This window comes from Mucilaginibacter sp. (assembly GCF_965201005.1).
GTDB lineage: Bacteria > Bacteroidota > Bacteroidia > Sphingobacteriales > Sphingobacteriaceae > Mucilaginibacter_A.
Map to the genome: position 1 here is coordinate 2,961,285 of NZ_OZ241747.1, position 12,074 is coordinate 2,973,358.

The 12,074-nt window shown below is 41.7% G+C and carries 13 protein-coding genes and 1 riboswitch; of the genes, 2 read left to right on the forward strand and 11 right to left on the reverse strand.

From position 1 onward, the window contains the following. Positions 1 to 86 precede the first annotated feature (86 nt). The 8 genes from ACOFKR_RS13540 to tilS all read right to left on the reverse strand — a co-directional run bounded on the left by ACOFKR_RS13540 (position 87) and on the right by tilS (position 6,533). A complete protein-coding gene (locus tag ACOFKR_RS13540) occupies positions 87 to 1,334 on the reverse strand; it encodes a sulfate adenylyltransferase subunit 1 (RefSeq protein ID WP_419801338.1) in 1,248 nt (415 codons plus the stop codon). Positions 1,335 to 1,466: 132 nt separating this feature from the next. After that, positions 1,467 to 2,030, reverse strand: a complete 564-nt coding sequence (locus tag ACOFKR_RS13545; protein ID WP_419801339.1) for a hypothetical protein — start codon at positions 2,028 to 2,030, stop codon at positions 1,467 to 1,469. A gap of 14 nt (positions 2,031 to 2,044) precedes the next feature. Continuing rightward, complete coding sequence (cysD, locus tag ACOFKR_RS13550) at positions 2,045 to 2,890, reverse strand: sulfate adenylyltransferase subunit CysD (protein ID WP_419801340.1); 846 nt, start codon at positions 2,888 to 2,890, stop codon at positions 2,045 to 2,047. Positions 2,891 to 2,939: 49 nt separating this feature from the next. Next, on the reverse strand, positions 2,940 to 3,698 hold the full coding sequence (locus tag ACOFKR_RS13555) for a phosphoadenylyl-sulfate reductase (protein ID WP_419801341.1): 759 nt from the start codon (positions 3,696 to 3,698) through the stop codon (positions 2,940 to 2,942). Between the two features lie 156 nt (positions 3,699 to 3,854). Next, positions 3,855 to 3,959, reverse strand: a riboswitch (SAM riboswitch). Between the two features lie 157 nt (positions 3,960 to 4,116). Further along, positions 4,117 to 4,413 carry a type II toxin-antitoxin system RelE/ParE family toxin gene (locus tag ACOFKR_RS13560; RefSeq protein WP_419801342.1) on the reverse strand — a complete coding sequence of 99 codons (297 nt, stop codon included), beginning with the start codon at positions 4,411 to 4,413 and terminating at the stop codon, positions 4,117 to 4,119. After that, entirely contained in the window at positions 4,413 to 4,646 is a 234-nt protein-coding gene (locus tag ACOFKR_RS13565; RefSeq protein ID WP_419801343.1) for a hypothetical protein, read from the reverse strand. The genes ACOFKR_RS13560 and ACOFKR_RS13565 overlap by 1 nt, the downstream gene beginning before the upstream one ends. A gap of 52 nt (positions 4,647 to 4,698) precedes the next feature. Continuing rightward, complete coding sequence (locus ACOFKR_RS13570) at positions 4,699 to 5,181, reverse strand: hypothetical protein (protein WP_419801344.1); 483 nt, start codon at positions 5,179 to 5,181, stop codon at positions 4,699 to 4,701. A gap of 2 nt (positions 5,182 to 5,183) precedes the next feature. Beyond that, positions 5,184 to 6,533, reverse strand: coding sequence for a tRNA lysidine(34) synthetase TilS (gene tilS / locus ACOFKR_RS13575; RefSeq protein WP_419801345.1), 1,350 nt, complete (start codon positions 6,531 to 6,533; stop codon positions 5,184 to 5,186). Between tilS and ACOFKR_RS13580 the strand changes: the two genes are divergently transcribed. Together ACOFKR_RS13580 and ACOFKR_RS13585 are read left to right on the forward strand one after the other, a co-directional pair. Continuing rightward, complete coding sequence (locus tag ACOFKR_RS13580; protein WP_419801346.1) at positions 6,492 to 8,702, forward strand: OstA-like protein; 2,211 nt, start codon at positions 6,492 to 6,494, stop codon at positions 8,700 to 8,702. The two genes, tilS and ACOFKR_RS13580, sit on opposite strands and share 42 nt — an antisense overlap. A 45-nt stretch (positions 8,703 to 8,747) precedes the next feature. After that, entirely contained in the window at positions 8,748 to 10,022 is a 1,275-nt protein-coding gene (locus ACOFKR_RS13585) for an MFS transporter (RefSeq protein WP_419801347.1), read from the forward strand. On the opposite strand, the gene ACOFKR_RS13590 is transcribed toward ACOFKR_RS13585, so the two are convergent. The 3 genes from ACOFKR_RS13590 to ACOFKR_RS13600 form a co-directional block, all read right to left on the reverse strand. After that, on the reverse strand, positions 9,982 to 11,082 hold the full coding sequence (locus ACOFKR_RS13590) for a spore photoproduct lyase family protein (RefSeq protein WP_419801348.1): 1,101 nt from the start codon (positions 11,080 to 11,082) through the stop codon (positions 9,982 to 9,984). The genes ACOFKR_RS13585 and ACOFKR_RS13590 overlap by 41 nt on opposite strands. A gap of 108 nt (positions 11,083 to 11,190) precedes the next feature. Then, positions 11,191 to 11,667 carry a DUF4126 family protein gene (locus ACOFKR_RS13595; RefSeq protein WP_419801349.1) on the reverse strand — a complete coding sequence of 159 codons (477 nt, stop codon included), beginning with the start codon at positions 11,665 to 11,667 and terminating at the stop codon, positions 11,191 to 11,193. 17 nt (positions 11,668 to 11,684) lie between these two features. Then, a complete protein-coding gene (locus ACOFKR_RS13600) occupies positions 11,685 to 12,062 on the reverse strand; it encodes a response regulator (RefSeq protein WP_419801350.1) in 378 nt (125 codons plus the stop codon). Positions 12,063 to 12,074: the final 12 nt, after the last annotated feature.

Here is a 12,074-nt window from a genome sequence, read left to right on the forward strand (position 1 = left end):
TCCTCCTGTCGTCGGGATGACAAACGCCGTCTTGTTATCGTCGTCTGCAAGGTGCTGATTGCTGAAAGCCGATAGCTAAAAGCTTATCAAACAATTATTCCAGCCGCAACCGTATTTTTTGTTTGTTCGTTGATTAAAATAAAAGAACCGTTTGCCTGGTTTTGCTCGTAAGCATCAAAGAAAAGCGGCTGTGCCATTTTGATTTTTACGCGTGCAATATCATTTAGCTTGATGGTTTTTGTTTCGGTATCCTTGTTTAAAGTGCTCGTATGTACAATATAATCCACTTCACGAACAATCGCTTTAATCAAATTATGACTGTGTTCGATCATATATTTTCCACCCTGAACCAACGGTTGCGTGTCCATCCAGCAAATATCTGCCGTAATTTCTTTATCTATTTGCGGTTGATTTGCTGTTTTTACCAGCATATTTCCACGGGTAATATCAACCTCATCTTCCAGCAATAAAGTAACGGACGAATTGGTTTCCGCAATTTCCAAATCACCATCAAACGTTACGACTTGCTTTACTTTTGATTTTTGCCGGGAAGGCAAAACCGTAACTTCCTCACCAACTTTAAAATCTCCGCTGATAACACGGCCAGCATAACCGCGGTAATCATGGAATTCTTCAGAATGCGGGCGGATGACGTATTGCACCGGAAAACGCGCATCTTTTTTGTTCACATAGCTGTTTACGTCCACGTTTTCCAAATAATCCAACAACGATTTTCCTTCGTACCAGGGCATGTTTTCAGATTCGTTGACCACGTTATCGCCTTTTAAAGAGGAAATCGGGATGAAAGTAATGTGCTGTTTAAACTTTGGAAAACCCTCTGCAAATTTCAGGAATGCTGTTTTTATCGCCTCAAATTTGTCTTCCTGATAACCCACCAAATCCATTTTATTTACCGCGACCACAATCTCCGGGATCTGCAATAAATTGGCGATGAAAAAGTGGCGTTGCGTTTGCTCAATCACACCTTTTCGCGCATCGATCAAAATAATAGACAATTGCGAATGCGAAGCACCGGTAACCATATTTCGCGTATATTCTACGTGGCCGGGCGTATCGGCAATAATAAATTTACGGTTTGCCGTCGCAAAATAAATATGCGCCACATCGATAGTGATGCCTTGCTCGCGTTCGGCGCTTAAACCATCAGTCAGCAAAGAAAGGTCGAGATAATCAAAGCCTTTGCGTTTGCTGGCTGCTTCTACCGCTTCCAATTGATCTTCGGTCAGCGAGCCGGTATCGTACAACAACCTGCCAATGAGCGTGCTTTTGCCATCATCTACACTGCCGGCCGTTGAAAATTTTAATAGTTCCATTTTAATTTTATGCTGATAAAAACAGTATCGATTATGTTGATGCTGTTTTTATCGATGTTTTTTTATGTTTAAGAGGTTATCCCCCAACCCGCTTCAAAAGGTAACTATATACGATTTGGGACAAGCCATTTATTAATATTTTGATTTTATAGGAATTCCATATTCGTCTTTTGGTTCTCCCTGTGTAGTTATAAGTTTTAAAAACTCTTTTTCCGATCTATTGAAACCATTAATGTTTTTTTTAAGAATTTTATATATTCCTAATACGTAGCCTTTGTCTTGGGTAGCAAGATTAAACGTATCATAATCAGTATGAAAGCCTGGAACATTATCAGATAAGGCTAAATAAATTCGGGATTTATAAGGCAATGATAATATTCCTATATTACGCTTTGGCGGTGGTGGAGGTAGATAGTTAGTAAACGTATCAGTAGTTGTACTTATACTATTTTCAATAGGCTTTTTTACAGGCAATGGTAAAGGCTTTTTTATGTATGTAATATTGAAGAAATTACCTGCTATTGCAAAAAAGCTTTTTTCTCTAAATCTATATTTACTAAAAACAAAAAAGTTATTTTCCCTCCGTAGGTTCAAATAGCTTGTATTACCTAAATAATCCTTAAATGCTTTAACAGACGGATTAGTAATAATAAGAAACAGTAAAATACCTACGATCCAGTAATAACTTTTCTTCATAACCTCATAATATTTTAAAAATATCCCGCCAATTTCCGTTTTTCCATCGCCGCTTCGGATCGCTTATCATCCATCCTCGCTCCCCGCTCTGATATTCTCGAAGATTTAATTTCTTCAATAATATCATCCAAAGTTCCGGCGGTTGAAGAAACGGCAGCGGTACAAGTCATATCGCCAACGGTGCGGAAACGCACATCTTGTGTTGTAATTTCCTCGCCGTCCATATTTAAAAATTCTGAATACGGAAAAAGCTGTCCGTCGCGAATTAAAACTTCGCGTTGATGCGTGAAATATATGCTTGGCAACTCCAGTTTTTCCTGTTTGACATAATTCCAAACGTCCAGTTCCGTCCAGTTGCTGATCGGGAAACAACGCACATTTTCGCCGTAATTGATCATGCCGTTTAAATGCCCCCACAATTCTGGTCGCTGGCGTTTCGGTTCCCAGGAACCAAACTCATCCCGAACGGAAAAAATACGTTCTTTGGCACGTGCTTTTTCTTCGTCGCGCCGCGCGCCGCCAATGCAGGCATCAAACTTAAATTCTTCAATCGTATCCAAAAGCGTTACGGTTTGCAGACTGTTTCTACTGGCGTATTTCCCGGTTTCTTCGGTTGCTTTTTTCTGGTTGATACTGTCCTGAACGTAATGAACGATCAGTTGCGCACCAACTTTTTCTGCTAAATAATCCCTAAAATCAATCGTTTCCGGGAAATTGTGGCCGGTATCGATATGAACCAGCGGAAACGGAAATTTAGCCGGATAAAAAGCTTTACGCGCCAGGTGAACCAGCGTGATCGAATCTTTTCCACCCGAAAACAGCAAGGCCGGTTTATCAAACTGCGCGGCCACTTCCCGCATAATATAAATGGATCTTCTTCCAGTTCTTTTAAATGATTGGATATACTCATTATTTAAGATTGTCTTGTGTTAATTCCGGATCTACAATATCGGCCAATACTTTGGTTTCATGCAACCCGCATTCTTTTTTAGAATCTTCCCACCACCATCTTCCGGCGCGGGCATCTTCGCCAAACTGAACCGCACGTGTACAAGGCGCGCAGCCGATACTTAAAAAACCCTGATCGTGCAATTTGTTATAAGGTGTGTTGTTTTGATGGATAAAATCGGCCACGTCCTCATCGCTCCAATGCAGCAGCGGATTGAATTTGATGAGTTGGAAAGCTTCGTCCCATTCAAACATTTTAAAATTTTGCCGATTGGCTGATTGCGCTGCACGAACGCCGGTAACCCAAATTGCTACGCCTTTTAATGCTCTTTTTAACGGCTCAATTTTGCGGATTCGGCAGCATTCTTTGCGGTTATCTACCGATAAATACATGCTGTTGATGCCACGTTCATTTACAAAATTTTGGATTTCTAAAGCATCCGGATAAAAAGGGTCAATGTTGAGATCGAAAATATTCGCCGTAGATTGCCAAACTTCATACGTTTCGTTAAACATGCGGCCAGTATCCAAAGTAAAAACCTTCATCGGGATTTTGTTCTTCCCGATTACATGCGTAATCACCTGGTCTTCCATGCCAAAAGAAGTGGAAAAAGCAACTTCGCCCGGAAAACGCGCTGCAACTAGCTGCAATGCTTCTTTTAGCGGCATATTTTCAAGCTCTTTTTCCAGTTGTGTTATTTGGCTTTCAATTACAGTCATTTAATCTATCGGCTTTATGGGTTTTTATTTCTGATGTGCTTGATTTTGTTTGGATGCTTTTTCATCAGCAAAATTTAGGTATAAATTTTTGATTAATAAGCTTGATTTTGGCAGCTTTAGAATAAAGAATAGTAAATCGATCTCTTTTCATTTTGTAATTTATATTTCTCCTTGCGGAGCAGGATTTGGCACCTTGCGTTGTTAATTTGCGGGTTGCCAGAGGGTTTTAGAGCCTGATCTCTCACCTCTTCTGTATAAACCAAACTTTTTATCGCATGGAGTGCTGCAAATATAGCAGTTTTGAAAGGTGATGCAAGTTGGATGTTGTGAAGGAAAAGTAAAATAAGTATTGAAACCGTAACTTAAAAATAGTTAAATTAACACTATTCCGGATTGAGCCTAATTCTGAAACTTGTAATCATATACGCAATTTCTTTGGATTCTGACGGTTATCCCAAAATACTAAAAGCTCAATTGAATTTGATTTGATCCTATAATACAAGCTTGTTTGTTTTGTAATTACACATTTGTGGATATTACCTTCATTAGAAAAAGGATAAAGTAAAGGATTGACATGGATCTGATTTAGTACTTCTTCAGTTCTATTTACAAATTTTTCTAATTCCTTTATTGTCCAATTTTCCTCAAGATAAACCAGAATATTGTAATAACTCGACTTAGATAACGGAGACCAAAGGATCTGGTTGATTTCCATTACTGTTTTAAAAACCGATTTTTCATATCCTGCATCACTTCTTTATGAGCAATGCCTTCACCACGATCTAATTGTAATTTCGCCTGATCAATATTATATTTCAATTCCGAGGGTAAATCATACCAAAAATCAGTTTCTGATAAACCAACCAAGGCTTTCACTTCATTAAGCAAAACATCATCCTCACTTTGGATAATCTTAGCTGCAATCCTATTTTTTAATTCTATATCCATGGTTTTTCTTCTGATTAAAGATACTGTTTTTAACTTATCATTTCCCTACTCCCTACTTCCCCATTTCACCCAAAATCGCACGCTCCAATTCATTTGGTTGCAGCGAACCAATGATGTAAACCAAACCATCCCGATCTGTCAAATGCACAGCGCATTTTCCGCCGGTATAAAAACGGATCGTCCCTTTTTTGTGCAAATTGTAAACCGGGTTGTTTAAAAAATAGCGACTGTAAGCTTTCTGTTCTACATGCGTGATGCTGTTCAGGTCGATTTTAACGAGTTGCGTGGTCCACAAACCATCAATCAGCAAACTTTTATTGGTTACGCGGATGCGGTAATGCAAAACAAAACCCATCAAAATAGAAATCACCAAAATGCCGAAACCCACAATCAGCAGCAAATCGCCTTTGCGCTCGCGCTCCACAGTGAAAAAATAGATGGCAAAACAAAGTATCGATAAAGCCAAACGGATGGTGATCGGGATGAACTCGCGGCCCAAATATTGCTTTTCGGTAAAAGCCGGTTTTGTACTCATAATTAAGTGTTGGACAGTTCGAAGATAACAACTTTTTTGGTGCCGGAATGCACTTTATAGCGGTCGTCCAGCCGGAAACCAGCAATCCACACAATTTCCTGATTGCTGTTTACCAGCACCGGAATTTGCAATTTCTGATGCAGCGGAACTTTCTGGTGAATAAAAAAATCGCTTAGTTTTTGCCGTTTTTGCATTCCCAGCGGATAAAAAAAATCGCCGGTTTGCCAGTTACGGACCGTTAACGGAAACATTAATTTCCCAGCATCAACAGCAATTGACATTGGATTATTTTTGATGATTAACGCACTTTTTTCCTGCAAAATCTTCAAACTATAATTTATAAAATGGATTACATTATCATTTTCTTCAATCTTAATTTCAAACTTATCGGTCCGCTCCCCGCTCTCCTTTCCTCGCGCTTTAATTATAATTTCCGTTCGATCTAAAATAATTTGGTGAGATGCAGATTCAAAAATTCTGCCGGAATGCTTTTCCAAAGAAAGCAGTAAATCAGCCACAACCTGTTCGCTGAAATTAAATTCGCGCAGCAAGCCAAAGGTTAATAATTGCTGCGGATGAAGTTTTTGCAAATCCGAAATCCTGATGCGTAATTCCGATTTTAGGCCGATAAAAACAGCATCGCGCAAAACCTGTAAATCATGTTCCAGCAATTGCTCCAACTGCCGGAAACGTTCCAGGTTTTGCGCAAAGGTTTTCTCCAGTTTTGGGTTGATCTCTTTCAGCTTCGGCACCACTTCCAAACGGATTTTATTGCGCGCATATTTGGCGGAATTGTTGGAGCTGTCTTCCACAAAATCCAGTTTTTCTTCGGCACAAATGGCATCTATATTTTCCCTCGATAAAAACAGCATCGGCCGAACTAAACGTCCGTTTTTTGGCAAAATACCGTGCATTCCGGCAATCCCGGTGCCGCGCGTTAAGTTCAGCAATACGGTTTCTATCGCATCATTTTGGTGATGGGCCAGCGCAATCACGTCGAAATTTTCTTCGGCACAAATCTTTTCAAACCAGTTATAGCGCAATTCCCGTGCGGCCATTTGGGTGGAAATATGTTTTTCGGCCGCATAATCTGCCGTGTTAAAGTGTGTTAAAAAAAACGGAGCCTGCAGCTGTTTCGCTAAATTTGAGGTAAAAGTTTTATCACGGTCAGCTTCTTGTCCGCGCAGCTGAAAGTTGCAGTGTGCCAAAGCAAAATCAAAGCCCGAACTTTTAAGCAGGTGCGCCAGTAAAACAGAATCTTTGCCGCCGCTTACCGCTGCCAGCACCTTTTTTTGTGTGCTAAACAAAGCATGGCGCGCTATGAATTCCTGAAATTGGGGTACGGGCAGCATCAGGCCAAAATAAATGATTTAATTACCCAACCAAAAAAATTAATTTTGTACGTGCATAAATTTTGGATTACGTTTTGTTTCCTGCTGTTGGCCGCCCGGGTTTCGGCACAAAAAAAACCGGCAGTTGTACACTTGCTTTCTTCCGCCAGAACGGTGGGCGCCAAAAATAACGGCGTTGATTTTTTTAAAGTTTACAACGGCACTTTCCAGCATGAAAACGCAACACTGCAATCAGACAGTGCTTATTTTTATCCGCAGAAAAATGCTTTTGATGCGTTCGGCCATGTGATTATCCATCAGGCAGATACGTTGAATGTGTATTCAGATCTGCTGAATTACAACGGAAATACGCACATCGCCATCCTCACCAACAATGTACGCTTGGTGGATAAAGATGCCGTTTTGACAACTGATCATCTCAATTACAACACGTTAACACGTTACGGAACTTATACCGATGGCGGCAAACTCACCCAAAATGAAAACAATTTAACAAGCAAAAACGGTTATTATTTTGGTTTTTCGCGCGATGCTTACTTTCGGTACAACGTGGTTTTGACGGGAAAAGAAGCTATCGTAAAATCAGACACGATGCGCTATAACTCCAACTCTAAAATTGCTTATTTTTACGGGCCGACGCACATTTACCAGAAAACCGACACGCTTTACACCGAATTTGGCACGTACAACACCAACAACAGGCAGGCTTTAGGCACCAAAAATAATCGTTATCAGCAGGGTTCTAAAACGATGGTGGGCGATACCCTGTTTTTTGATGACATTGCCGGGTTGGGCCGCGCCGCAAACCATGTTGTTTTTGAAGATAAAGAACAGCGCACAACTTTGTACAGCGATCTGGCCAACTACACTAAAAGTAAAGATCGCGTGGTGGCCACCAAAAATGCTTACGTGATTTTAGTGACCGAGCAGCGCGATTCTGTCAACAAAGATTCCCTCTATCATCCTGAAAAGTATGCAGTCAAAAAGAAAACCGATTTAAAAACAGCACCGGCACCCACCCAAAAAAGTATGGTAAAAACAGCATCGCCCGCAAAATCCCCATCTCAAAAACTGGCGGAAAAACCGCTTCCGGTTTTACGGAAAGATACGATAATTGTGCGCCGCGATTCTACTTACTTATCGGGTGATACTTTGGATACGTACATCACTACATTTAAAGCGCACAGGATCAGGCAGGAACAGTTTCGGCTGGCCGGTTTGGTGGATAGTTCCCTCCGCGGAAAACCTCGCCCAAAACCAAAAATAAAAGGCAAAAATGATCTGGAAGCGTTTGATTTGAATTTGCGGGATTATAAAGATACGACTTACCGGCACCGCGAGTTTTTTGGTAAAATGATCTTGCCAAAAACTCCGAAAAAAAACATAGTGGACACTGCGGCTCTGAACGCTTTGAAAAAAGCCCGACAGGATTCCATTCGGACAGCGTTGGAAAATGACCCGGTTTATGCTTCGCGGAAGGTGGTTTTAAGTGATACTTCACGCGTCCGGGTGATCAATGCCTGGCCCAACGCCAAGATTTTCAAATCGGATTTGCAGGCCGTGGCCGATTCGATTACGTTTAGCAACAGCGATTCTTTGGTGCGCTGTTACCGGAAACCAATTATCTGGACGCAAGGTTCGCAGCTAACGGCAGATACGATTTTTTTGCAGATGAAAAACCGAAAACTGGATAATATGGATCTGATCCGGCATTCATTTGTGGTGAACACGCAGGGCGATTCTACTAATTTTAACCAGGTTTCGGGCAAAAAAATCCGGGGTATATTCAGCAATAACAAATTGAAAACGCTTTATGTAGATGGTAATGCGGAGAGTTTGTATTTTGATTACGACAAGGACAAAGCCACAAGAATGAACCATTCGCTGAGCAGCCGGATACGTATCCAACTGAAGGAAAATAAACCCAGCAAAATTGCTTTTTTAAGTAAAGTGGATGCACAATTGTACCCGGTTGAAGGCCTGAAAGACGATCAGAAAATTTTAAAAGGTTTCATCTGGAAGCCGAAAGAACGGCCGGTTTCTAAAGAATCCATTATCAACCGGCCCAAAATTAAGCCGGTAAAAACAGCATCTCCGCAGAAACCAAAACCGGAAATACCAGTTGTGAAAGAGAAAAACGATTTAGCGCAGAAACAGGTTATGCCCTGATTTTTTCGGTTTTTTAGATTATAAAAGAAGCATTACATTTTCCGTATGGATTTAACTGCCGTAAGGGCTTTAAAATATCGCAATTTCAGGTTATATTTTTCCGGTCAGGCCGTTTCCCTGATTGGCACCTGGATGCAGCGGATGGCCGTAAACTGGCTGGTTTTCCGCCTTACACATTCTGAACTGATGCTGGGTCTGGTGGTTTTCGCCGGCCAGATACCAATTATGTTGTTATCACCTTACGGGGGCGCATTAACCGATCGGCATAGTCGGTATAAAGTGCTGTTTTATACACAGATCGCTTCCATGTTTCAGGCAGGGTTGCTGGCTTTAGTAGTACTTACACATCATTATAATATCGCGCTGATTATTGGTTTGAGCGTGGTTTTGGGGATCATCAATGCTTTTGACACGCCGGCGCGGCAATCATTGATGATCCAACTAATTGACGATAAAAAGGATTTGCCAAACGCCATCGCCCTAAATTCATCAATGGTTACTTTGGCCAGGTTGCTTGGGCCGGTTGCAGCAGGTTTTATTTTGAGCAATTTTGGCGAAGGAATATGCTTTGCTGCCAATTTTTTAAGCTTTATTGCTGTAATTGCCTCTTTAATGCTGATGAAAATTGCACCGCAAACCATACTGGTTGTTAAACAGGATATTTGGCAGGGTTTGCGCGAAGGGTACAGCTACTTGCAGCATCATGCGGGTTTGCGGTCGGTTATTTTACTGATGGCCTGCACCAGTTTTTTTGTGATGCCTTACACTACTTTGCTGCCGGTTTTTGCTACGGATGTTTTCCACGGAAATGTGACCACTTTTAGCTGGCTAAACGCAGTATCCGGTTTGGGCGCGTTGGGCGGGGCAGTTTATATGGCAACTTTAAAACCAGGCAAAAGTCTGTTAAAAGTGCTCGGATATGGTTGCGCACAATTTGCCGTCAGCTTGTTTTTATTTTCTGTTACCAGTATTTTTCCGCTGGCTTTATGTTTTATCATGGCTGCTGAATTTGGCATGATGTCGCAGATTGCCGCCTCCAATACCTACATTCAAACGCATGTGGACGAAAACATGCGCGGCCGCGTGATTAGTTATTATGTGATGGCTTTTCAAGGCATGGCACCGATCGGCAGTTTGGTTGTTGGTTTTATGGCGCATTACTTTGGTGCTCCGCTCATTGTTTCTGCGGAAGGAATTGCAGGTGTTATTGGTGTACTGTGTTTCATTCCTTACCTTAAAAAAGCCGGTACAGCAACCCGCCGCGAACTGCGGGAGCAACTTACGTCCAGTAAAGTATTGAAGCCTGCGGAAAACGCATAGCGATCTGCTGTTCAAAAAAGGTTTTCAATTCCTTCATCACCTCTTTGGTATAAACGTATTTTGTGCCGCCGAATTTATTGGTTTTGGTTGCGCGGGAGGCTTCGTCCATCTCCAGGCTGGTGTTTGGGTACCATTCCATCAAAACATCTTTAGAACCGGGTGTAAAACGATGACTGATCAGCTCAAAAGTCAGATCACAATTAAAATCCAAGTTGGCCGAAAGTTGGTCAAATAAACTGGTGTAATGTTCTTTCCAATCCGGTATCGGCATAATTGGTGCCAGCACAATTCCAATCGGATAATTCCCGCCACCTGCTTCTTTTGGTTGTGCTAATTTGCGTAAAGCTTTAATCCTGGCCGGAACAGAGGCCGTACCGCCTTCCAAACGTTTGGCAACCGGTTCGGCATTTAAACTGATGCGAAAACGCGTATGACCATTGTGCGGAATATTCAGCAATGGTTGTATCGCATCAAATTTTGTAACAAAACGTAAATAGCTATTTTCTTTTTCACCAAAAAACTTGATGGTTTTTTCCAAGCCACCAGTCAGATGCTCCAGACTTAACGGGTCTGTATAACAACTGGCCTCAAAAGTGGTGTGCTGATTAAGGCGTTCAAAACGATGCAGATTATTTAAAATTGAAGGCAGATTGGCAAAAACCCGGATTGCCGGCGGGCCTGATAAACTACCTGCCAGATAACAATACTGACAATGCGCCGGGCAGCCCTCTGCCAGGTGAAACTGCCAGTCGGCAGAGGGCGGGATCGGCCTTAAATTAAAAGTACTTGGTGGCGCATTTACAATAGCTAATGTATTTTTGGCGATTTTATATGTTTCGCGCTCGGTGGCACCACGCAAACCCGTGATGCGGTTGTTTTTCATAATTTCTACATGCAAACCGTGGCCGGTAATCCGTTCGTAAAGCTCCTGTCCGTAAGATTCTTTTAATGCGTCTGGGGTAATCACCACCCGTTTTGGCATCCATAATTTATAGGGCTTGTAATCGCTTTCGGGCAAAAATGCTTCTTTTATCCCATCAAAAATATCGGTTGTTTGCATACTTAAATATACAAATCAGGATAGTTTCAGGCTGAAATTAAAACCTAAGATGACGCTTGTTCAACACTTTTCCATCGGCACAAAATCAAGCTAAATAAAGCCTGAATTTTATAGCATAAAAGAAGCACTTTGCAAAGCAATTATATCCTCTAAAGCACCAAATGTCGGGTCGTTTACGTTAGAGCTGGCCACTAATTTTTTCCGCAGTAAATAAGAACCGTAAGTGGCCGCTATGGCAACGGTTGCGCCCAAAACCGCGCCGCCGATGGCATTTCCGTTTCTGGATTTGTAAATGGCCGCGCCAACTACCGCACCGCTTACCGCGCGCGCAATCAAGCCTGTTTTTACAATCCTTGCGGGTGCATCCGGGCTTTTATCACCTGCCATTTCTGCAAGGGTCAATGCTTTTAAGCCAATGGCCACATATTTTTTTTGCAGAAAACCAAACGGGAAACCGGTCAGCATAGGCAGCGGTGCTTTAGAAAGGTAACTGCTTAATGCAGATAACGGTGCCATAGTACGCATACCGGCCACAACGGCCAAACCGGTGGTTGGCCAAAATCTGTTTAAAGGTTTTAGAGACATGCCTGAAATAGTTTATATTAATGTAAGGTAGGGTTTTGTACAAAACTATGGTTAACAACGTTTTCTAACTCTTCCAGATCAAATGGTTTTGCTAAAAAAGAATCGGCCCCGGCTTGTTGTGCCAAAGACCGGATATCATTGTTTGCAGAAAAATAGATTACCGGGATGTGTTTTAGTTTGGGCTGCTGTTTGATAGCTTGTGTAGCCACAATACCGCCAGAATCCGGGATCCAGTTGTCCATCAAAATTACTGCCGGCATAATGCTTTCTACTTTTTCGATGATGCTGTTACAATTTGAAAAGGTACTTACCTGCCAGCCTTGTTCTTCTAAAATATAGGTGCAAATGGCCAGTATATCTTCGTCGTCGTCAAAAATCAGAACCTTTTTATTCATGTTGTTTTTATT

Bases quoted from the DNA above. Each gene is read 5' to 3' on its own strand.
- ACOFKR_RS13570 (WP_419801344.1), bottom strand. From the start codon at position 5,181: ATGAGTACAAAACCGGCTTTTACCGAAAAGCAATATTTGGGCCGCGAG.
- tilS (WP_419801345.1), bottom strand. From the start codon at position 6,533: ATGCTGCCCGTACCCCAATTTCAGGAATTCATAGCGCGCCATGCTTTG.
- ACOFKR_RS13565 (WP_419801343.1), bottom strand. From the start codon at position 4,646: ATGGATATAGAATTAAAAAATAGGATTGCAGCTAAGATTATCCAAAGT.
- ACOFKR_RS13600 (WP_419801350.1), bottom strand. From the start codon at position 12,062: ATGAATAAAAAGGTTCTGATTTTTGACGACGACGAAGATATACTGGCC.
- ACOFKR_RS13585 (WP_419801347.1), top strand. From the start codon at position 8,748: ATGGATTTAACTGCCGTAAGGGCTTTAAAATATCGCAATTTCAGGTTA.
- ACOFKR_RS13590 (WP_419801348.1), bottom strand. From the start codon at position 11,082: ATGCAAACAACCGATATTTTTGATGGGATAAAAGAAGCATTTTTGCCC.
- cysD (WP_419801340.1), bottom strand. From the start codon at position 2,890: ATGCGGGAAGTGGCCGCGCAGTTTGATAAACCGGCCTTGCTGTTTTCG.
- ACOFKR_RS13595 (WP_419801349.1), bottom strand. From the start codon at position 11,667: ATGTCTCTAAAACCTTTAAACAGATTTTGGCCAACCACCGGTTTGGCC.
- ACOFKR_RS13580 (WP_419801346.1), top strand. From the start codon at position 6,492: ATGGCGCGCTATGAATTCCTGAAATTGGGGTACGGGCAGCATCAGGCC.
- ACOFKR_RS13545 (WP_419801339.1), bottom strand. From the start codon at position 2,030: ATGAAGAAAAGTTATTACTGGATCGTAGGTATTTTACTGTTTCTTATT.
- ACOFKR_RS13560 (WP_419801342.1), bottom strand. From the start codon at position 4,413: ATGGAAATCAACCAGATCCTTTGGTCTCCGTTATCTAAGTCGAGTTAT.
- ACOFKR_RS13540 (WP_419801338.1), bottom strand. From the start codon at position 1,334: ATGGAACTATTAAAATTTTCAACGGCCGGCAGTGTAGATGATGGCAAA.
- ACOFKR_RS13555 (WP_419801341.1), bottom strand. From the start codon at position 3,698: ATGACTGTAATTGAAAGCCAAATAACACAACTGGAAAAAGAGCTTGAA.